At 38.1% G+C, this 20,887-nt stretch carries 21 protein-coding genes; 19 read left to right on the forward strand and 2 right to left on the reverse strand.

Going from position 1 to position 20,887, the window contains the following annotated elements:
• Positions 1-248 precede the first annotated feature (248 nt).
• The gene (locus tag DZB84_RS13810) at positions 249-1,019 is read left to right on the forward strand and encodes an SDR family NAD(P)-dependent oxidoreductase (protein WP_116352854.1); all 771 of its coding nucleotides are present in this window, start codon (positions 249-251) and stop codon (positions 1,017-1,019) included.
• A gap of 54 nt (positions 1,020-1,073) precedes the next feature.
• Entirely contained in the window at positions 1,074-1,967 is an 894-nt protein-coding gene (locus DZB84_RS13815) for a fumarylacetoacetate hydrolase family protein (protein WP_116352855.1), read from the forward strand.
• Between the two features lie 52 nt (positions 1,968-2,019).
• On the opposite strand, the gene DZB84_RS13820 is transcribed toward DZB84_RS13815, so the two are convergent.
• Positions 2,020-2,718, reverse strand: coding sequence for a FadR/GntR family transcriptional regulator (locus tag DZB84_RS13820; RefSeq protein WP_116352856.1), 699 nt, complete (start codon positions 2,716-2,718; stop codon positions 2,020-2,022).
• Between the two features lie 503 nt (positions 2,719-3,221).
• Here DZB84_RS13820 and DZB84_RS13825 point away from each other — a divergent pair.
• From DZB84_RS13825 to DZB84_RS13890, 15 genes are all read left to right on the forward strand, one after another.
• Positions 3,222-3,533, forward strand: a complete 312-nt coding sequence (locus DZB84_RS13825) for a UxaA family hydrolase (RefSeq protein WP_223254452.1) — start codon at positions 3,222-3,224, stop codon at positions 3,531-3,533.
• Positions 3,520-4,695 (forward strand): UxaA family hydrolase, encoded by a 1,176-nt coding sequence (locus DZB84_RS13830; protein ID WP_223254453.1) that lies wholly within the window; start codon positions 3,520-3,522, stop codon positions 4,693-4,695. Before DZB84_RS13825 ends, DZB84_RS13830 begins: the two co-directional genes overlap by 14 nt.
• 84 nt (positions 4,696-4,779) lie before the next feature.
• Positions 4,780-5,826: a C4-dicarboxylate TRAP transporter substrate-binding protein gene (locus DZB84_RS13835; protein WP_116352858.1), complete on the forward strand. Its 1,047-nt coding sequence runs from the start codon at positions 4,780-4,782 to the stop codon at positions 5,824-5,826.
• 136 nt (positions 5,827-5,962) lie between these two features.
• Positions 5,963-6,445 (forward strand): TRAP transporter small permease, encoded by a 483-nt coding sequence (locus DZB84_RS13840; RefSeq protein ID WP_116352859.1) that lies wholly within the window; start codon positions 5,963-5,965, stop codon positions 6,443-6,445.
• Between the two features lies 1 nt (position 6,446).
• Positions 6,447-7,730, forward strand: a complete 1,284-nt coding sequence (locus tag DZB84_RS13845) for a TRAP transporter large permease (RefSeq protein WP_116352860.1) — start codon at positions 6,447-6,449, stop codon at positions 7,728-7,730.
• A 56-nt stretch (positions 7,731-7,786) separates the two neighbouring features.
• Positions 7,787-8,803: a zinc-binding alcohol dehydrogenase family protein gene (locus DZB84_RS13850; protein ID WP_116352861.1), complete on the forward strand. Its 1,017-nt coding sequence runs from the start codon at positions 7,787-7,789 to the stop codon at positions 8,801-8,803.
• Positions 8,804-8,965: 162 nt separating this feature from the next.
• Positions 8,966-9,685 carry a (Fe-S)-binding protein gene (locus DZB84_RS13855; protein ID WP_116352862.1) on the forward strand — a complete coding sequence of 240 codons (720 nt, stop codon included), beginning with the start codon at positions 8,966-8,968 and terminating at the stop codon, positions 9,683-9,685.
• A gap of 15 nt (positions 9,686-9,700) precedes the next feature.
• Positions 9,701-11,128, forward strand: a complete 1,428-nt coding sequence (locus DZB84_RS13860) for a LutB/LldF family L-lactate oxidation iron-sulfur protein (RefSeq protein ID WP_116352863.1) — start codon at positions 9,701-9,703, stop codon at positions 11,126-11,128.
• Positions 11,128-11,844: a LutC/YkgG family protein gene (locus DZB84_RS13865; protein WP_116352864.1), complete on the forward strand. Its 717-nt coding sequence runs from the start codon at positions 11,128-11,130 to the stop codon at positions 11,842-11,844. The genes DZB84_RS13860 and DZB84_RS13865 overlap by 1 nt, the downstream gene beginning before the upstream one ends.
• Positions 11,845-12,051: 207 nt before the next feature.
• A complete protein-coding gene (locus DZB84_RS13870; RefSeq protein ID WP_116352865.1) occupies positions 12,052-13,788 on the forward strand; it encodes a sensor histidine kinase in 1,737 nt (578 codons plus the stop codon).
• 1 nt (position 13,789) lies between these two features.
• Positions 13,790-14,521 carry a LytR/AlgR family response regulator transcription factor gene (locus DZB84_RS13875; protein WP_116352866.1) on the forward strand — a complete coding sequence of 244 codons (732 nt, stop codon included), beginning with the start codon at positions 13,790-13,792 and terminating at the stop codon, positions 14,519-14,521.
• A gap of 159 nt (positions 14,522-14,680) precedes the next feature.
• Positions 14,681-16,132, forward strand: coding sequence for a carbon starvation CstA family protein (locus DZB84_RS13880; protein WP_116352867.1), 1,452 nt, complete (start codon positions 14,681-14,683; stop codon positions 16,130-16,132).
• A complete protein-coding gene (locus DZB84_RS24930) occupies positions 16,132-16,281 on the forward strand; it encodes a hypothetical protein (protein ID WP_189655247.1) in 150 nt (49 codons plus the stop codon). The genes DZB84_RS13880 and DZB84_RS24930 overlap by 1 nt, the downstream gene beginning before the upstream one ends.
• Positions 16,282-16,450: 169 nt before the next feature.
• Complete coding sequence (locus DZB84_RS13885; protein WP_223254460.1) at positions 16,451-16,741, forward strand: HesB/YadR/YfhF family protein; 291 nt, start codon at positions 16,451-16,453, stop codon at positions 16,739-16,741.
• Between the two features lie 122 nt (positions 16,742-16,863).
• On the forward strand, positions 16,864-18,087 hold the full coding sequence (locus DZB84_RS13890; protein WP_116352869.1) for a DUF438 domain-containing protein: 1,224 nt from the start codon (positions 16,864-16,866) through the stop codon (positions 18,085-18,087).
• A gap of 128 nt (positions 18,088-18,215) precedes the next feature.
• Here the strand turns inward: DZB84_RS13890 and DZB84_RS13895 are convergent, their stop codons facing one another.
• A complete protein-coding gene (locus DZB84_RS13895) occupies positions 18,216-18,419 on the reverse strand; it encodes a hypothetical protein (RefSeq protein WP_116352870.1) in 204 nt (67 codons plus the stop codon).
• A gap of 408 nt (positions 18,420-18,827) precedes the next feature.
• Here DZB84_RS13895 and DZB84_RS13900 point away from each other — a divergent pair, with 408 nt between their 5' ends.
• Together DZB84_RS13900 and DZB84_RS13905 are read left to right on the forward strand one after the other, a co-directional pair.
• On the forward strand, positions 18,828-19,532 hold the full coding sequence (locus DZB84_RS13900) for a response regulator transcription factor (protein ID WP_116352871.1): 705 nt from the start codon (positions 18,828-18,830) through the stop codon (positions 19,530-19,532).
• Entirely contained in the window at positions 19,529-20,887 is a 1,359-nt protein-coding gene (locus DZB84_RS13905) for a sensor histidine kinase (protein WP_116352872.1), read from the forward strand. The genes DZB84_RS13900 and DZB84_RS13905 overlap by 4 nt, the downstream gene beginning before the upstream one ends.

Below are 20,887 nucleotides of genomic sequence, written 5' to 3' on the forward strand. Positions count from 1 at the left end.
GGCTCAAGCCACGCCCGCGGAAAGCGTCCACCTGAAGCGGAAATCAACGATAAAAAACAACAAAGTTTGTGCAAATAGCCTTTAATTTTGCAACGCTTAGTCCTTACCTTCAGACTTTATTTAGTTGCAATATTTTGAAATAAATGATAAATTTTAAGTGGTAGTACCAGAGTACCTGATTAACAAAAAAATAACGTATTTATCTGTTTTCCTTTACTTTTTATAAGTTACATAAAAGGAGAGAGTTTATGAGGTTAGAAAATAAAGTTGCCCTTATTACGGGTGCAGGTTCTGGAATTGGCAAAGAAACAGCCTATTTGTTTGCAAAAGAGGGAGCCACTGTAATTGTAGCGGATGTAAATGAGTCGGGAGGAAGAGAAACTGTTTCTGAAATTGAGAAAAATCATGGTAAGGCCCTTTTTATTAAGACTGATGTCACTAACGAAATTAGTGTGACCAATATGGTCGCAGAAGTTCTAGCAAAATATGAAACAATTGATATCTTGTTTAATAATGCGGGCATTAGTGGGGTAGGAGAACTTCATAATATAGAATTAGATGTGTGGAAAAAGGTGTTTGATGTAAATGTAACCGGTGTCTTTTTGGTTTCAAAGGCTGTTGTCCCTGTAATGATGGAGAACAGAGGCGGTTCTATTATTAATATGTCTTCTTGTATTGCCGAAATAGGTCTGGCAAATCGGGCTTCCTATGCAGCCACAAAGGGTGCTGTCTTATCATTAACGAAATCAATGCAGGTTGATTATGCTCCCTACAACATCCGAGTTAATGCACTTATGCCTGGTACGATTTATACACCGTTTGTTGAGGATTATCTCTCAAAGGACCCGAATCCTGAAGCGGCAATTGAGAAAATTAAGGGGAGACAGTTAAGTAGAGAGTTAGGAAGTCCAACCGATGTGGCATATGCGGCGCTCTATTTAGCAAGCGATGAGTCAAAATTTATGATGGGTGCCCCTTTTATGATTGATGGCGGGGTTATAAACGGAAAATCTAGTTAATATCTTATTGAGGAAATGATACATCTGAAAGATTAGCATTGGAGGTAATGAATAGTGAAATTATTAACATTCAAAAGGAATCATACATTAAAATTAGGTATTAAGACAGATTTAGGTGTTTTAGACATCGAGAAGGCTGCTGAAGCCTATAAAATGCTCGTACCACAATCGATAGAGGACGTCTTGAATAACGTTGGAAATACGATTCATCTACTTGATTCTCTTTTGAAACAAGCATTAGAGAAAAAAGACGAAGAGCTTTTTGTTGATGAGGAAAGCATCGATTTCGGACCAGCTGTCCCAAAACCAGGAAAAATCATTTGTGTAGGTATAAACTATCAAAAGCATGCGGAAGAATCCAACATGCCATTACCAGAATACCCACTACTCTTTAATAAATTTGATAACACTGTATCAGCTCATGGAGATGTAATAAATCTTCCTTTTAATTCAAAAGAAAACGATTATGAGGCAGAGCTTGCAATTGTTATTGGAAAAGAGGCAAAACGTGTAGCTAAAGAAGATGCTTTGGATTATGTATTTGGGTATTGTAATTGCAATGACCTGTCATCCAGAGATTTACAATTCCGTACCCATCAATGGCTATTAGGGAAAAGTCTAGACGGATTTAGTCCACTTGGACCTTATCTTGTAACGAGTGATGAAGTTGGCGACCCTAACAGTCTAGAAATAAAAACAACAGTTAATGGTGAAGTTCGTCAACATTCGAATACATCTGATATGATTTTTAAATGTAATGAAATCGTTAGTTACGTTTCAGACCATATGACGTTAAGCCCTGGTGATATCATTTTAACTGGTACTCCTGAAGGGGTTATATTTGGTTATCCAGAAGATCAAAGGGTTTGGTTAAAAGATGGAGATAAAGTGACAGTTGAAATTGAGAAACTTGGAAAGTTAACAAATACATTTAAACAAGAAGTTTAATAGAAACTAAGAAAGGTCTAAACCAATTGGTTTAGACCTTATTTATATGCAATCATATGTTTTGTTTATAAAATCTTTTTGCTCCTGAGAAGTTTAATTCAATTGCTTTCTTAACCTCTTCAAGATTCTTTTCTTTAACGGCCTTAACTAACTTTGTGCGAGATTTGATACTGTTTTCCCGTGCACCAGGGACATTTAAAATTTTCACCATAGATTGATGACGAAGGTGTACAATCGTCTGCATTAATTTGTTATAGATTTTATTACCACTACAAGAACCCATATACAGATCAAAATCGTCTAATAGCCTCTGAAATTCCTCTGCATTCGTTTTTGGTACTTTCTTTAAATCCTTCAAAATATCATCTATAACTTTAATTTCATCTTCAGTCATACGTTCAGCAGCTTCTAAATAAACCTCAGATTCGATTAATTTCCTTGCAGCATAGACTTCTTCCAAATTATTTACTTCATTATGGTACATCCAAAGGATTGTCTCAGCCGGGAGCACCGATTCTTTGCCGCTAACAAAACTTCCTTCGCCTGGTTTGATCGTAATCAAACCAATGAGTGCAAGAGCTCTTAAAGACTCCCGTATCCGCCCTCTATTTACCCCGAATTCTTCTGCGAGTAATCGTTCATTTGGCAGTTTGTCCCCAGGTTTTAATTCATTTGAAGTAATCCATGATGCAACTTGTTCTAAAACTTGCTCAGTTAAAGTTACTCGTTTTATTGGATTGATTTTTACCATGCACAACACCCTTAATGAATGAATTTTTATTGGTACTACCAAAATACCATAAAGTAAGGAAGAATAGAATAAAAAAGCTTAGGAAAAAAAGATGGCAAGATGTTAATGATGGATTAGAAAGACAGGCAAAAGAAAGGAGTGTAGATAAATAGTTTAATAGATAAGACTAATTTACTATTTAATTTTAAAAAGTTAGAAAATTTGTTGAAAACAGAAAAATAAAGTGTTAACATCTAGTTACTGGTACTACCACCCAGTAATCTTGAGAAAAAATGTAAACGTTTTAATGACGACCTTGCCTTAAAAAGTCCATCAAGAAGAAAAAGGATTAAATGAAAGGATATATTTTTTTACTTTTATGGTACTACCACAGTACCGTAGTATCAATGTGAAATATAATCTTCTATTTTTTGATTCAAAAATGACAAGCTAATTGCAGGATTTGTATGGAAGACTTTAAGTCTATAACATCAATAATACCTCTAAAAGGAGGATGAGTGAGATTGAGTGAGAAAAAGTATCGAACATTAGTTATGCAGCCAACAGATAGTGTTGCGGTTTCCTTACAAGACATTCCCAAAAATGAAGAGGTGGAGGTAGATGTTTCAAGGGAATTATCAAAGAAGATTATTTTAAAAGACGAAATCCTTTTTGGTCATAAATTCGCCGTCAAGGCGATCCAGAAGGGTGAGACTATTCTAAAGTATGGAGAAGTCATTGGCAGAGCCATTCGAGATATAGCGGAAGGTGAGCATGTTCATGTTCACAATCTTGAAGGAACACGAGGAAGAGGTGACCAAATTGGAACTAAGTAAAGAAGGGAAATTTTTGGGATATCGACGTCCAGATGGAAAGGTAGGGGTACGAAATCATGTTTTGATTTTGCCCACAATTACCTGCGCAACACAAACGGCGCAAAGGATCACGGAACTTGTTCATGGGACAGTTACCTTCATTCATCAACATGGATGTGCACAAGTAGGAGTAGATTATGAACAAACATTTAGAACCTACGTTGGTTTAGGGAAAAATCCAAACGTATATGGTGTTGTTGTTTTAGGATTAGGTTGTGAAACACATCAGGCAAGAAGTGTCGCGGCAGAAATTGCGAAGTCAGGAAAACCAGTAGTAACCATCTCAATTCAAGACCACGGTGGCACATTAACTACTATAGCAAAGGGAGCACAAGCCGCTGCCAAACTTGTACAAGACGCCTCTGCTCAACCAAGGGAAATATGTGATTTCAGTGAATTAATTATTGGTACAGAATGTGGAGGATCTGATGCATGTTCAGGTTTATCAGCGAATCCTGCTGTAGGTGCAGTTAGCGATATGATTGTCGAAAGAGGCGGAACTTCTATTCTAGCAGAAACGACGGAACTCATTGGGGCAGAACATTTACTGGCAAAACGCGCTGCAAATGATCGAGTAGCAAAACGTGTTTACGAGGTAATAGAAGCAATGGAAAATCGCTCCATTTTTATGGGAGTGGATATCAGAACTGGAAACCCTAGTCCAGGAAACATTGCAGGTGGATTAAGCTCTTTAGAAGAAAAGTCTCTAGGAGCCGCGAATAAGGCTGGGAATAGCGAGCTAAAAGAATTAATCGATTATGCTGAAGAACCAACCGAAAAAGGTCTAGTCTGGATGGATACACCAGGACATGATATTGAACAATTAACGGGAATGGTTGCGGGTGGTGCTCAAGTCGTTCTGTTTACGAGTGGACGAGGTACACCAACTGGCTCACCAATTGCCCCCGTCATTAAAATTTCAACAAATACTGGTATGTTTGAAAGAATGAGTGACAATATGGACCTCAATGCAGGCACGATTATTGAAGGAAAAGAAACTGTCGAAGAAGTTGGTAAAAGAATATTTGAAGAGATTTCATTAGTTAGTTCTGGCAAATTAACAAAAGCAGAAATATTAAAACAACATGATTTTGGCATCTGGAGAATCGGTCCAACCTTCTAATCTATTCTTTTTAAATACTTGAATCAAAAGGATAACTCTTGAATCCGTTTGAGTATAAATTTTAAGAAAAAAAGGGGTAATGGTATGAAGAAGAGAGCAAAATGGTTGTCTGTTTTTCTATTTGCAATGTTAGTAGTGTTTATCTCGGCATGTTCATCTGATTCAAGTTCCACATCATCTGAAAAAGGATCAAATGAAGGTAAAGGGAGCGATGAAAAAGTTTCAATCAATGTTGCCTATGGAAATCAGCCTGGGGAGCCCATTGATTTATTAGCGAAGAAGTGGAAGGAATTGGCTGAGGAAAAAAGTAATGGAAAAATTGAATTAAAGCTTTACCCAAGTTCCCAATTGGGATCTGAAAAAGATGTTGTTGAACAAGCAACCATGGGGAATAACGTAATTGTTATGGCTGGATATGACTTCTTAATGGACTATGTACCAGATGCAGGAATTTTGACTGCTCCATATATTACAGATAGTGTAGATGACTTGTTATATTTAACAACAACGGACTGGTTCGATGAATTACATGAAGCTTTAAATGGGGCAGGAATTCATATTCTTACTACTAATACTGTATACGGTGAGCGCCATCTGTTAACAAATGAACCGGTTTCAGCACCTGAGGATTTAAAAGGTATGAAAATTCGTGTGCCGAACAACCAAATGTCGATTGCTACATTTGAGGCATTAGGGGCAACGGCAACTCCTACACCACTAGGGGATTTATACACTTCCCTTCAACAAGGGCTTATCGATGGTGCAGAAAATCCTCTTCCAGTGCTTCAAGGCGTAAAGGCACATGAAGTCTCAAAACATCTATCTTTAACAGGCCATCAAAAGTTCATTACAACTTGGATTGCTGGACAAAGCTTCATAGATACATTGCCTCAGGACGTTGTCCAAATTCTAAAAGAAACTGGTGATGAGGCAGGGGAATACGGTAGAGGTGTACTAGAAGAACAAACAAAGTCTGTCTTAGATGAATTTAAAGAGCAGGGCGTAGAAGTACACGAGGTCGATGTAAAACCGTTTAAAGAAAAAGTCCAAAGTGTATATGAAAAGTTCTCAGATTGGACTCCTGGATTATACGATAGAATTGTAGAATTATTAGAAAATAAGCCTTCCTAATAACATTCCATTCTGAGAAAAATCTTACCTTTTTCTCAGAATGGATTTCTAATCTATTCTTCATAAACGGATGTCTCGAAATTTTTATATGTCATATTTGCTAGACATAACTTGGTTGAACAGGAGGGACTTAAAAATGCTGAAAAAATGGTTTAACCCAATTGATGATATTATTTCCGTTCTTGCAATATCGGTTATTTCCTTTTTAACGATTATCAATGTTTTTTTTCGCTTCGTATTAAATAACCCGATTTCATGGGCGGAAGAAATTACACTCGGCTGTTTTATTTGGCTCATTTTTATTGGAATAAGCTCAGCAATGAAACGGGATGGGCATATCGGTGTGGATTATTTAATTCAAAAGATGCCTAAATCCATGCGTAATGTTTGTACGATCATTGGAGCAGGAGCAATTTATTTTGTACTTATATACATATTTGTTTATTTAGGTTTCGAACTGGCTTTTCAAGCTGGTAGTAAAGTAACTCCTGTATTGGGAATAAGTTACACCTATATTGATCTTGCTGTTCCTATTGGAGGATTGTTGACAGCTATTCATTTTACGATTAAGCTGATTCGTTCTTTTCAAATAGACTCAGAGAAAAAGGAGAGAACGTAATATGGCATTAACCCTTATGTTAATTGTACTAGTGGTATTATTTTTAATTAATGTTCCTATTGCGTTTGCCATGATTGTTGCTTCGGCCGTTTATTTCCTCTTCTCGGATGGTTTTTCGATGATGGTCCTCATCCAGAGAATGATCGGTGGGGTAGAATCGGTACCACTGCTTGCGATTGTTTTCTTTATGACAGCGGGAATTCTTATGAATTACACAGGTATTACCTCGAGGATGCTTCGGTTTGCACAAATTATCACCCGACCACTTCCCGGAGGTCTTGCTCAAGTAAACGTTGTTCTTAGCACACTTATGGGTGGTTTGAGTGGTTCGAACATTGCAGACGCAGCCATGCAATCAAAAATCCTAGTTCCTGAGATGATCAAAAAGGGTTATTCAAAATCATTTTCAACTGTATTAACAGCATCTACGTCCTTGATCACCCCGATTATTCCACCGGGAATTGCCCTAATTATGTATGGGTATGTAGGTAATGTTTCGATTGGTAAATTATTTTTAGCTGGAATTATTCCTGGACTCGTTCTTTGTTTAGCTTTTATGATTTACGTTCACTTCTATGCGAAAAAACATAACCTTGAAACAGAAAAGCAAGAAAAGATTACCCTTAAAGAATTTTTGGCTAGTTTTAAAGATGCCCTACTAGCTCTTCTTCTCCCTGTTATTATTATTGGTGGAATTCGCTTTGGTATCTTTAGTGCTACGGAGGCGGGTGCATTTGCGGTATTGTACGCTTTAATTCTCGGAATGATTGTCTATCGAGAAATGAAATTCAAACAGTTAATGGAAGCATTTTTAGAAACAGCCCATACAGCAGCGTCCATTTTAATTATTATTGCAGCAGGTTCTGCATTCGCTTGGGTACTTACTTTGGAGCAGGTACCTCAAAGAATGACAGAGTTTATGGTAGGAAATGTTTCTTCCACTATCTTGTTCTTTATCGTAGTCCTTTTATTCCTTTTAGTCATAGGGATGTTTGTTGAAGGTAATGTTTCTATTATTATCCTAACTCCGTTATTTATGCCTATGCTCATGCAATATGGAATTGACCCAGTTCACTTTGGAATTTTCTTCATCGTTTGTATTAGTATTGGAACCTTAACACCACCTTTAGGGACAATTATGTTTGCAACTTGTTCGATTACAGGAACAAAGATTGAGGAATTTGTTAAGCATAGCTGGCCGTTTTTACTACTCTTGATAATTGTAGCACTGTTAATCGCGTTTATACCAGCCATCTCCATGTTGCTACCAAATACACTATTTTAGACAGATTGGGGCCTATGTTTTAATAGACCTCCATTCGATAAAAGGAGTTACGAAGGATGAAAACGATTGTTTGTCAAGAACCGGGGAATATGAGAATGATTGAACAAGAGTCTCCGACTACTTTAGGAGAAAAGGATATCATGATTCGTGTGAAAAGAATTGGAATTTGCGGTACAGACTTACATGCGTTTGGAGGCAACCAGCCCTTCTTTCAATATCCCCGAGTTCTTGGCCATGAACTTTCGGGAATTGTGGAAAAGGTTGGGGGAGAAGTACAAAGTTTTAATGTAGGGGATTATGTTTCCGTCATCCCCTATATACATTGCGGTGAGTGCATAGCCTGTAAAAACGGAAAAACAAATTGTTGTACCCAAATGCAAGTTACGGGTGTCCATATTGATGGTGGTATGACGGAGTTTCTCGTACTACCGGAAAGTCATGTTATACATGCAAATGGATTATCATTAAATGCTGCAGCTATCATTGAGCCTTTGAGTATAGGAGCACATGCTGTAAGAAGAGCTCAAATACAAAAAGGGGAAAGTGTACTGATTATTGGAGCTGGACCGATTGGTCTTGGTACTGCAAGGTTTGCAAAACTGCAAGGGGCAAAAACAATCATGATGGATATCAGTAAAGAACGCTTAGCTTTTGCTAAGGATTGGACGGATTGTGATCAAGTATTGGAAGTCGGAAGTAAGGGTGATCTTGTTAAAGATCTTTTGACCATTAATGATGGCCACTTTCCTACAATTGTTATGGATGCTACTGGAAACAAGCATTCAATGATGAGTGCATTCAATTATGTCTCACATGGTGGCAAGCTCATTTATGTGGGACTTGTGAAGGATCAAATTACTTTCAGTGACCCAGATTTTCATGCAAAAGAATTAACGTTGATGGGAAGTAGAAATGCAACGATTGAGGACTTTAAATATGTTATGAATTGCATGAAACAGGGTAGTGTTGATATAGATACCTACATCACCCATAAAATTCCTTTTGAAAAAGCGGCAGAGTATTTTGAAGCAAAAATGTACAATACGAATAAAGTATTGATTGAGCTAGAATAGAAGATTGCGATTCATAATATTACTTTAAAGTCTTAAAAAAGCTAGGGACATTCCTAGCTTTTTTACATATATATTAATTCAGAAAAAAGGAGTAACATAGTTTTTAATAATAAGGTCATCAGATGACCAGTTTACTTGCTTTGATGAAGGGAGAAAACTATATTGAAAGTCACTTTATTTGCCACATGTCTTGTGGATATGTTTCAAACAAATGTGGGAAAAGCAACAGTTGAACTATTGGAGCACCTCGGCTGTGAAGTGGAGTTTCCAGAAGCGCAGGTTTGCTGCGGGCAGCCTGCTTATAATAGTGGATATGTAGAAGAAACCAAAAAAGCCATGAAGAAAATGATTGAAACCTTTGAAAATGCTGAGTACATCGTATGTCCTTCTGGCTCATGTGCAAACATGTTCCACGAATACAAAGATATTTTTAAAAGTGACCCTGTTTGGGAACCAAAAGCGATTGAACTAGGGAAGAAAACGTATGAATTAACACAGTTCATTGTTGAGGTTTTAGGCATAACAGATGTCGGTTCAACTTTTAAAGGCAAGGTAACCTACCATACATCCTGCCATATGACGCGACTATTAGGCGTAAAGGAACCACCTATTCAACTATTAAATAATATTGATGGTGTTGAATATGTAGAGCTGCCTGGAAAAGAGAATTGCTGTGGATTTGGTGGAACCTTCTCAGTAAAAATGGGTCAAATTTCGGAAAAAATGGTCGATGAAAAAGTACAATGCGTTGAAACGACAGAAGCAGACTACCTAATTGGAGCAGATGCGGGCTGCCTCATGAATATTGGCGGGAGAATTAACCGACTTGGTAAACCAATTGAAGTTTTACATATCGCAGAGGTATTAAACCATCGAAACTAAAGGAGGGGAGCAATAATGGCATTAAAAACGAGTGATGAAAAATTTAAAACCCGTGTCCAAAAGGAAGTGCAAAACACGTTCATGAGAGGTGCTGTCTCAAAAGCCCAAGAAACGATTCAAGGTAGAAAACAAACGGTTACAGATGAATTGGGGAACTGGGAGGAATGGCGCAATCATGGAGAGGAAATTCGTCAGCACGTTCTTGAAAACCTTGATTATTACCTATATCAATTAAGTGAGCAGGTCTCAAAGCAAGGTGGACATGTATTTTTTGCTCAAACGGCTGAAGAAGCAAGTACATATATCAGTGACCTGGCGAAAAAGAAAAAAGCTAAACATATTGTCAAAGCAAAATCAATGGTAACAGAGGAAATCAGCTTAAATCAAAAACTTGAGGAAGTGGGGTGTCGTGTGATTGAAACGGACCTTGGAGAATACATCCTGCAAATGGATGACCATGATCCGCCATCCCATATTGTAGTTCCTGCTTTACATAAAAACAAAGAACAAATTCGCGATGTATTTGCGCATAAAATGAACTATAAGAACTCTGAAAAACCAGAGGAACTCGCTTTATTTGCGAGAGAATCATTGCGACAAGAGTTTTTACAGGCGGACATGGGGATTACAGGCTGTAACTTTGCAGTTGCAGAAACTGGTTCGATTACTCTTGTAACGAATGAAGGAAATGCCGATCTAGTTGCAGCACTTCCGAAGACACAGGTCGTCGTTATGGGGATGGAGCGTCTTGTTCCAAGCTTTGAAGAAATGGAAGTACTTGTCGGCATGCTTACAAGGAGCGCGGTCGGTCAAAAATTAACCAGTTATATCACAACATTAACAGGTCCTTGTGAAGAAGGTGATGTTGATGGACCAGAGGACTTCCACCTTGTCATTGTTGATAATGGCCGATCCAATATACTAGGTACGGAATTTCAATCCGTTTTACAATGTATTCGTTGTGCAGCATGTATTAATGTTTGTCCGGTATATCGTCATGTAGGCGGTCATTCCTATGGTTCAATTTATCCAGGACCAATTGGTGTCGTGTTAACACCACTGCTCGGAGGCTATGATGATCACAAGGAGCTTCCGTATGCATCAACCCTTTGTGGGGCTTGTACAGATGCCTGTCCAGTCAAAATACCACTTCATCAATTGATTCATAAGCATCGTGAAGTCATCGTGGAGCGGGAAGGTCGTGCACCCGTTTCTGAAAAACTATTAATGAAGGCATTTGGTTTTGGAGCATCATCACCATCTCTTTACCAAATGGGGTCAAAACTCGCGCCAACCTTAACCAAACCAATAACTAATGGTGACAAAATTACCAAGGGTGTCGGTATGTTAAAAGAATGGACGGATGTTCGCGACTTCCCGGCTCCGAATAAAGAGAGATTTAGAGATTGGTTTAAAAACAGAGAAAAAGGAGGCGAGGAGTAATGAAAGGAACCATCCAAAACCGCGATACCTTCCTCGACCAGATTGCGAAACAACTTGGTCGTGAGAGAAGAACAACGTTAACACCACCTGTGTGGAAACATAACCCACAGGAAGAAGTGTTAAAGGATGCATCCGTGGATGAGTTAGTGGAGGTCTTTAAGCTTCAATGCACAAAAATCCATACGGAACTTATCATGACGTCAAAATCCAAGCTATCGGAAGAAGTTGAAAAGAAGATCAAAGAATTGGGGAGCGGTCCAATCGTTACTTGGAAAGATGAACGCTTTGAACGATTTGGTCTTCAGCCATTATTAAAGGAAAAACTACCTTCTGAACAAGAAGATGTTTTTGAATGGAATCCTGACCTAGGAAAAGAAAACATCACAAAAGCAGAGCAAGCAAACATTGGAATTACGATCAGCGAAATTACATTAGCAGAATCCGGCACAGTTGTGCTATACAGTGGCCCTAATCGTGGAAGAACAATCAGCTTCTTACCAACTCATTCAATCGTAATCGTCCCAAAAAGCACGATTGTTCCAAGGATGACACAAGCAGCAAAGCTCATCCGTAAAAAAGTCAAAAACGGTGAGCAAGTTCCTTCCGCTATTAATTTTATAACAGGACCAAGTAATTCGGCAGATATTGAAATGAATCTTGTAGTTGGGGTGCATGGGCCGGTGAAGGCGACTTATGTATTGGTAGAAGATTTATAGGATCCAGGGAATGATTTCACTGAACACCATAAATTTTAGAGAGTTAAGTCCTCCATCCACGATGGAGGTTTTTTTCTACCAAACTTCCAACATCTCCCCTTCAAAAAACTAACCCAAACCCTCAAAATCTTGTTACAATAAAGGTACAGAGGGACACTGAACCTGTCCCCGTGACCCAATCATGTCCTAAAAAAAGGAGCATGTCTTATGTTCGAACTTTTAATTACAATGTTAGAGCGGTTAGGGATTATTGTTGCAATCGCTTTTATTTTAACGAGATTGAAGTTTTTCAGAGGGATGATGTACCAGGATGAGCTGAATCGTTGGCAGAAGCTTGTGGCAATTGTCTTCTTTGGTTTCTTTGGAATTATCGGTACGTATACGGGTCTTAGCCTTAATACAGAAAGCCTTCAGTTTAATCGCTGGGCATCAGGGTTAACTTCTGATGAAGCGTTAGCGAACTCACGCGTGATTGGTGTGGTACTCGCTGGTTTACTAGGTGGTTACAAGGTTGGGTTAGGTGCGGGGCTTATTGCTGGTATCCATCGTTTTACGCTTGGTGGGTTTACCGCTTTTTCCTGTGGTTTTGCATCCATTATCGCAGGTTTTATATCAGGTTACTTTTATAAGAAAAATAAGCACGTGAAATTAAGTACGGCATTTATTATCGCGGCCTCCGCAGAAGCACTTCAAATGCTTGTTATCCTGCTATTCTCACGTCCTTTTGAAAAAGCGTGGGCTTTAGTCGAAATCATTGGGATTCCGATGATTGTCGCAAATGGACTAGGCTGTGCCTTATTTCTCATGATCATAAAAAGTGTAATTAATGAGGGAGAGCGGGTTGGTGCAGTTCAAGCTCAAAAAACTCTTCGCATTGCAGACAAGACGCTTGTCCATTTGCGAAACGGGTTGAATCGAGAGACGGCACACGCAGTTTGTCATATCATTCAGGATGAAATTCAAGCAACAGCTGTGGCGATGACCAATACCCAAGAAATTTTGGCACATGTGGGACTTGGGCATGACCATCATCGTTCCCAAATGCCAATCCAAACACAAATTACTATGGATGTTATTCATAATGGAAAAATTGTAATCGCCAACAAAAAGATGATTCAATGCCGTGATGAGGCTTGCCCGCTTGGTGCGGCTGTAATTGCTCCATTAAGACGGAGAGATGAAACGATTGGGACACTAAAGTTCTATTTTCGTTCTGAAAAAGAAATTACACCTGTTGTGACAGAGCTCATTTCAGGTTTGAGCTCCCTTTTAAGTAATCAGCTTGAAATTGCGGAAGCCGATAAAGCTTTTCAGCTTGCGAAAGAAGCAGAAATTAAAGTGCTCCAAGCTCAAATAAGTCCGCATTTTCTTTTTAACACGCTGAACACGATTCTCTCTTTGGTAAGAAGAGATCCAACAAAAGCTAGGAAACTACTCGTTTCCCTATCTCATTTCTTACGTCAAAACTTGTCCGTTACAACACAAAATGTAACAACCTTGGAACAGGAGCTTAGGCAAGTGAAAGCCTACTTAGAAATAGAGGGAACAAGATTTGTAGATAAACTAAAAGTATTTTATAAGGTTGAGGAAGCTGCGTTGTATCAGTATATCCCACCACTTACCCTCCAGCCGATTGTTGAAAATGCAATTAAACACGGGATGAAGAATCAAGATGGGGATTTCCAAATCATGATTTCAATCCAAAAAATGAATGACTGTGTATATGTACAGGTTGAGGATAATGGAATGGGAATGAATGAAGAACGCGCTAAGGAAATTTGCATCACCCCAATCAAATCTGAAAAAGGCAGTGGAGTCGCTTTATATAATGTCAATCGTAGGCTTACCATGTTATTTGGTGAAAAGTCAGCATTAGCCATTAAAAGTGAAGAAAATAAAGGAACGGAGATTGCTTTTTCAATTCCACTAACGGAGGCTGTATAAAATGGAAGCAAAAATCAAAACTCTTATTGTCGATGATGAATTATATAGTCGTGATGAGCTATCTCATTTATTAGAGGCCTATCCAACCATTCAAGTAGTGGGAGAAGCTGATTCAGGAGAGTCTGCTATTTTAAAAGCGATTCAGCTCCAACCGGATGTTGTCTTTTTAGATGTGGAAATGCCTAAAGTGAATGGGATGGACGCTGCAAAAGCTCTTTTGGAATTAAAAAAACCGCCACTGATTGTGTTTGCCACGGCGTACCCTGAGTTTGCCGTAGAAGCATTTCGTTTTAATGCAATCGACTATTTATTAAAGCCGTTTGATGAGGAACAGCTTAAGGAGACAGTTAAACGTATTGAAAAAATTCTTCATACACCTGAAGAAAAGGAAAAAGGAAAACAAACAGGGAAATTGGCGATTGATTCAAGTGGGGAGATTATCTACCTTGAACCAATGGATATTTTATATATTGCCAAGGATGAGAAAGTAACGAAGCTTGTGACAAAAATGGGAGAGTATGAGACAAAAACTCAGTTGAAAGAATTGGAAAACAGACTGGAATCGTTCGGGTTCTTTCGGATTCATAAAAGCTTCCTCGTTAATTTAAAATATGTCACTAGACTTACCCCTTGGTTTAATGGAGCCTACCAATTGGAAATTGAAGGAAGAGAAGAACAGCTTTCAGTTAGCCGTAATTATGTCAAAGCATTGCGTGCCCAATTAGAAATTTAAATAGATGAAGGTAGAATTTTGCGTTTTAGTTCACAATTTTGACACGTTATCGTCAAATTTCTACCTTTTAATCTCAAAGTCTTCTAAACTTCAATTTATCTACTATAATAAATGTAAACGCATTCATTATTTTAATAAAGGGAATAAGGGGGAAATAACATGATTACATTTTTAGCGAGTATCGCTTTGTTAATCATTGGATACTTTACGTATGGTAAATACATTGAAAAAGTATTCGGTGTTAAGGAAGAACGTACTACTCCAGCTTATGTAAATGCTGACGGTGTAGACTATATTCCAATGAGTACCAAGAAAAACTCACTAATCCAGCTTTTGAATATTGCGGGTACTGGACCTGTTTTCGGACCGATTATGGGAGCGCTTTACGGACCAGTTGCATTCATTTGGATTGTGGTTGGATGTATTTTCGCAGGTGCCGTTCACGATTATTTAACTGGAATGATCTCCATACGTAACAAAGGAGCTCACTTACCAGAGCTTGCAACGAAGTTTTTAGGTAAAGCAATGAAGCACGTGGTTAACGCATTTGCTGTTTTACTACTATTATTAGTTGGTACAGTATTCGTTTCAACACCAGCTTCACTTTTAAATCTTTTATTAGACGGAAAAGTTGCTTTAGGTATTCTTATCGCTGTTATTTTCATATACTACATCTTGGCTACTTTATTGCCAGTTGATAAAATTATCGGTCGTCTATATCCTTATTTTGGAGCCATCCTTTTAATCAGTGCTGTTGGAATCGGTGTTGGTTTAATTGTGAAAGGTGCACCAATCCCAGAACTTTCATTATCAAATTTCCATCCTGATAATGCACCAATTTTTCCATTATTATTCTTTACCATTACTTGTGGTGCTCTATCTGGATTCCATGCAACACAAACGCCTATTATTTCACGTACGACACAAAAAGAAAGCCAAGGACGTAAAATTTTCTACGGTATGATGATTGCTGAAGGTATCATCGCTATGATCTGGGCAGCAGCAGCTATGAGCTTATTTGATGGTTACGGTGGCTTACAAGAGCTTCTTGCAGCAGGTGGCCCAGGAGCTATTGTAAGTGAAGTTTCAACATTAATGCTTGGTGCAATTGGTGGAACACTTGCAGTATTAGGAGTTATCGTATTACCAATCACTTCTGGTGATACTGCATTCCGTAGTGCGCGTATGATTATTGCTGAATATCTAAACTTGGCTCAAAAGAAAATGTCAAGTCGTCTATGGATTGCCGTTCCATTATTCGCAATCTCTGTTGTTCTTACTCAAATCGATTTTAATATTCTTTGGAGATACTTTAGTTGGGCGAACCAAGCAACAGCTGTTATTGCATTATTCGTAGGTGCAATGTACTTATACATTGCGAAAAAGAATTACTGGATTTCACTTATTCCAGGAACATTCATGCTTTGTATGGTCATTACGTATATCCTGAATGCTCAAATTGGATTCAGATTACCGATGAATATTGCTTGGTACGGTGGTTTTGCAGGAACAATCATCCTTGTCGCATTATTCTTCCGTCAAGCTAATAAAGCTCGTGCAGCAAATCTGCCACTAGAAGTAGATATTTCTAACTACAAGAAGGTATCCTAATGGGGTGCTGTAGTCCTGAATATCGAAAGGTAGTCGAGGATCAAGAGAAGAAGGTCAATCAAAATACGAAGGACAAAGTTCCCGTTTGGGGTAAAATCGTGAGCGTAACCATTATAGTAGGTGCTACAATCGCCTTTGTCCTCTTATAAGAAAAATTGCACGCAGTCTTAATGATTGCGTGCTTTTTAATGTTTGAGAAATATTTCACAAATTAGTTGGTATCTTATCCTTGAAATCTTTAGTACTATAAGATAATAAAGTCCATATTTCTGCACAAAATAGCAGAAGGACAGCCAGGGAGGTTCAATACATTTGGAAATGACTATAAGTGATGCAGCTTTAAAATGGTTTAAAGAAGATATAAGTGTCAAAAAAGGTGATTCCGTTCGTTTCTATCCAATGTTTTACGGAACTAGCCCCGTACAAGAAAAATATTCATTGGCTTTTTCTACGCATGACGAGCCCATCCAAATTCATACAAGTCAAAGCGTAGATGAGGTTATGTTCTATGTAGAAGAAGACGACATCTGGTTCTTTAATGGTCATAATCTGATCGTTGATTATAATCCAGATAAAGATGAATTGGAATACCAATATCCAAAACCATAGATAAGTCAGTTAGGACTCACTTTTGTGAGTCTTTTTATTTTTAGATGTGATTCGAATCACGAACCTTTTCCTTAAACTATGTTAATTTCGAAAGTAAGCATAGATTGAAAGGAGAATTTCGTATGAGTGAACTTATAAATAATCGTGAACAACATAAAATGAGTGACCAAGAGCGTGAGGCTCTTATAAAGCAAAGTTTTAAAGATTTACATAATGGTAAATCTGTTGAAGAGATAAAATCTAGATTAAAGGATAAAGTGGGCTATATAACGATTGGCGAAGTATCGAGGCTCCAACATGTGTTAATGGAAAAAGAAAATATCCAGGCACAAGAGGCTACAGAAATTTGTACAAAGCATCGGGAGATTTTTAAGGATTTTATAGAAGAAACTAGATCGAGTCGACCAGAAGAACAACCTGGACATCCCGTGTATACGTTTAAGCTTGAAAATAGAGAACTTGAGAAGTTAGTCAGTAAAATTAAAAAGCATTTGCAAGTATTTGAAGCGGATGACCACTATGAAAATAGATTGAAGTTACTCAGTGATTGTAATCTTTTGCTGGATATCAGGAAGCATTATGAACGAAAAGAACAGCTTCTATTTCCATACTTAGAAAAGTACGGGATATATGGACCAACGAATATGATGTGGAAAATTGATGATTTTATTGTAGACGCAATAAAAGATGCAAAAAGAATGCTAACTGAATATGATGGGGAAAAACAATCAGTTGTGGAGGTTATCAATTTTTTTGTCGATCAAGTTGACGAAATGATTTATCGCGAAGAAAATATTCTCTTTCCAATGTCGCTAAATAATTTAACAGAGGACGAATGGTTAAAAATTGCTCAAGAAAGTGATGAAATCGGTTTTTGTTTGATTTCTCCGGAAGATTGGAAGCCTGAGCGAAGTGTCATTGATGATGAGCAAGTGATGTCAAAAGGACTAGTTAAGATGGAAACAGGTATTTTATCTTTAAAACAGCTTGAATTACTGTTAAACCATTTACCGGTTGATATTACGTTTATCGATAAGGATGACGTTGTCCGTTATTTCTCTAAAGGAAAAGAACGTATTTTTGCAAGGACAAAAGCAGTTATTGGGAGAACGGTTCAAAACTGTCATCCCCCAAGAAGTGTTCACGTTGTGGAAGAATTACTTGAAGACTTCAAATCAGGAAGAAAAGATGTGGAGGATTTCTGGATCACAGCAAAAGGCAAATACGTGTATATCCGATACTTCGCCGTACGAGATGAGGAAGGAGAGTATATCGGAACCATGGAATTCTCTCAAAATATAGCTCCTATTCAAGAAATTGAGGGAGAAAAACGGATTTTATCATAGAAGATGCAAATAATGCTGACACCTTGGTGTCAGTTTTTTAATTAGGAAAATGTCGATTAGTCGATAGAATAGGAAAAAATTGTTAGAAATGAAATAAAACCGATAGAACCTAACCAAGCTAATCAATATCATCCACAAAAACAAAAAGAACCATCATTTCCATCAGTGAATGATTGGTTCTTATGTTTATTTCGATATAAGTGATCCTTTTTCGTTTTTGTCATTCTGGATTGCATATCAATTAATGCAAATGGGCTTCTTCCGTTTTCGGGATTTCGCTTTCCTTCACGTACGAGTTTTTCACGCTTTTTCCGAGCGTTTGATTTTGCCATCTTCATCACCTCTTCAAAATATTTACATCTTCATTATACATCGATTATCTCCACGCTTCCATCATGAATTTTTCATAATTATGGGCATATTCCCAAACAGAACCCAAACCCTTGAATAGGATATAAACGAGAATTAAATTGGGGAGGTGCCGGTTTTGGCTGATAACAAAGAAAAGGAAACCATTGAAGAGCAGGAATCTCAACGAATGGATGCATGGGAATTCTTTTGGGGGAGAAGACCAAGATCTCAAGAGGAAGAAATTGAAGAAGAATAGGCTTTTCATTAGTACCTGTCACCATAGGTAAAGCGTCCTTTGGTGATTGGTACTTTTCTTTTAGTGTAGGAGATGTCCGAATTGGGGTAAAATGAGGGTAGAAGGTAGATACATAGAGAAATGAGGGTTGGGAGTGCAGAAACAGCGAATATTAATTGTGGAAGATAAAGAGAAGATTGCGCGGGTATTGGAACTTGAATTGACGTACGAAGGCTATGAAACTGGAAAAGCCTATGATGGAAATTCAGGCTTAGCAAAGTTCCAAGAGGAGACGTGGGATTTGGTCCTATTAGATGTTATGCTTCCTGGTATTAGCGGAATTGAGGTTCTAAGGCGAATTCGGACAGCAAACTTTGCTACACCTGTCATTCTTTTAACAGCAAAAGACTCAGTTGAGGACAAAGTATCTGGTCTTGACTTAGGCGCAAACGATTATGTGACAAAGCCCTTTCAAATAGAAGAATTGCTAGCACGTATTCGTGTAGCATTAAGAAACAATCAAAGTAAGACAACGCCTGGCCAACCTCAAGTTGATGATTGGCTGAAATTTGGAGACTTAATGCTCAATGAAAGTACGCGTGAAGTCATTCGCAAAAATGACGAGATTGAGCTTACACCTCGTGAATTTGATTTGCTTGCCTATTTAATGAAGCATCCACGACAGGTATTAAATAGGGAGCAATTATTAAATGCGGTCTGGGGCTATGACTACTACGGGGATACAAATATAGTTGATGTGTATATTCGTTATTTACGAAATAAAATGGATAAGCCATATGACGAACCACTGATTCACACGGTACGTGGTGTCGGCTATGTGATAAAGGAAACCAAATGAGACTACGGAAAAAGATTAATTTGTACACGGCCGTTGTATTTATTTTATTGCTTGTCCTACTCAATATTGCATCCTATTTTACATTCAGTCACATGATGTTTAATAGTGAATTAGATCGAACAGAGGCTGAAGCAGAACGCGCTATGAACGGGATATCAAAAACAGATCATTCAGTTTCTGCAGGGAATTTACTCCGTACATATGTCCCTTTAGATGGTATGCTGCAGGTAGTACGACTGGATGGTAGTATAGATGCACAAGTGCTTGTACCAGAACAACAGGAGTTAGAGAAATTTCCAACAACCTATCATAAAACGAAACAACGACAAATTATCGACTTTAATGGGGTTCCACATGCTTTTGTGTCATTTCCAATTATTTGGAAGAGCGGGGAGGTAGCTGAACTTCAGCTTATTGAAAACCTCTCGGCAACTGCAAATAACTTAAAAACATTAAGTCTTGTTCTACTTGCAGTCACGTTGATAGCCACAATTCCAGTTCTTGTGTCAACGAGGTTACTAAGTAATGTGATCACTCAGCCCATTACGACAATGATACAGACGATGAGAGAAATACGGAGAAGCGGACAATATAAACGCATTGAGTTATCAAAAGAATCACAAGATGAACTGTATGAAATGGGACAAACCTTCAATGAAATGATGGATTTATTAAAGGTAAACTATGAGAAACAAGAAAGTTTTGTCTCGAATGCATCTCACGAGTTAAAAACACCATTAACCGTTATTGACTCATATGCAAGCCTTTTAAAAAGGAGAGGTCAGTCCGATCCAAAGCTTTTTCATGAAGCGGTGGATGCGATTCAGTCTGAAGCTGTTCATATGCGCGAATTAACCCAACAGCTTCTACTACTTGCAAAACATGATGAACAGTGGAAGCTACAGAACGAATCGATACCGCTTCTACAACTTGTTGACGAGTCAGTGGGGTCATTTCGTGAGGCGTATAAACGCGAAATTTCAATCATTGTGGAAGAAGAAATGATTGTAGGAACGGATAAACAAAAGCTCAAGCAGCTTTTTTATATCCTAATGGAAAATGCCTTGAAGTACAGTGAAAAACCTGTGATTGTTGTAATTGGACGGGAAAGGAAAAGACCGAGTATTAAAATTATTGACCAGGGAGTTGGGATTCCTGCTAAGGATTTAGATAAGGTGTTTGACCGTTTTTATCGGGTGGATAAGGCAAGGGCAAGAAAAACGGGAGGCTATGGATTGGGACTTTCACTTGCAAAGGAAATGGCAGATGCGATTGGTGCGAGCATCCAATTTGACAGTATAGAAGGGGAAGGTACTACAGCCAATATTCTACTTTCTGATGAGGATTCTCATTAA

It is taken from the genome of Bacillus sp. HNG (assembly GCF_003400205.1).
GTDB lineage: Bacteria > Bacillota > Bacilli > Bacillales > Bacillaceae_L > Ferdinandcohnia.

Bases quoted from the DNA above. Each gene is read 5' to 3' on its own strand.
- DZB84_RS13810 (WP_116352854.1), top strand. From the start codon at position 249: ATGAGGTTAGAAAATAAAGTTGCCCTTATTACGGGTGCAGGTTCTGGA.
- DZB84_RS13820 (WP_116352856.1), bottom strand. From the start codon at position 2,718: ATGGTAAAAATCAATCCAATAAAACGAGTAACTTTAACTGAGCAAGTT.
- DZB84_RS13835 (WP_116352858.1), top strand. From the start codon at position 4,780: ATGAAGAAGAGAGCAAAATGGTTGTCTGTTTTTCTATTTGCAATGTTA.
- DZB84_RS13840 (WP_116352859.1), top strand. From the start codon at position 5,963: ATGCTGAAAAAATGGTTTAACCCAATTGATGATATTATTTCCGTTCTT.
- DZB84_RS13845 (WP_116352860.1), top strand. From the start codon at position 6,447: ATGGCATTAACCCTTATGTTAATTGTACTAGTGGTATTATTTTTAATT.
- DZB84_RS13850 (WP_116352861.1), top strand. From the start codon at position 7,787: ATGAAAACGATTGTTTGTCAAGAACCGGGGAATATGAGAATGATTGAA.
- DZB84_RS13860 (WP_116352863.1), top strand. From the start codon at position 9,701: ATGGCATTAAAAACGAGTGATGAAAAATTTAAAACCCGTGTCCAAAAG.
- DZB84_RS13865 (WP_116352864.1), top strand. From the start codon at position 11,128: ATGAAAGGAACCATCCAAAACCGCGATACCTTCCTCGACCAGATTGCG.
- DZB84_RS13870 (WP_116352865.1), top strand. From the start codon at position 12,052: ATGTTCGAACTTTTAATTACAATGTTAGAGCGGTTAGGGATTATTGTT.
- DZB84_RS13875 (WP_116352866.1), top strand. From the start codon at position 13,790: ATGGAAGCAAAAATCAAAACTCTTATTGTCGATGATGAATTATATAGT.
- DZB84_RS13880 (WP_116352867.1), top strand. From the start codon at position 14,681: ATGATTACATTTTTAGCGAGTATCGCTTTGTTAATCATTGGATACTTT.
- DZB84_RS24930 (WP_189655247.1), top strand. From the start codon at position 16,132: ATGGGGTGCTGTAGTCCTGAATATCGAAAGGTAGTCGAGGATCAAGAG.
- DZB84_RS13885 (WP_223254460.1), top strand. From the start codon at position 16,451: ATGACTATAAGTGATGCAGCTTTAAAATGGTTTAAAGAAGATATAAGT.
- DZB84_RS13890 (WP_116352869.1), top strand. From the start codon at position 16,864: ATGAGTGAACTTATAAATAATCGTGAACAACATAAAATGAGTGACCAA.
- DZB84_RS13895 (WP_116352870.1), bottom strand. From the start codon at position 18,419: ATGGCAAAATCAAACGCTCGGAAAAAGCGTGAAAAACTCGTACGTGAA.
- DZB84_RS13905 (WP_116352872.1), top strand. From the start codon at position 19,529: ATGAGACTACGGAAAAAGATTAATTTGTACACGGCCGTTGTATTTATT.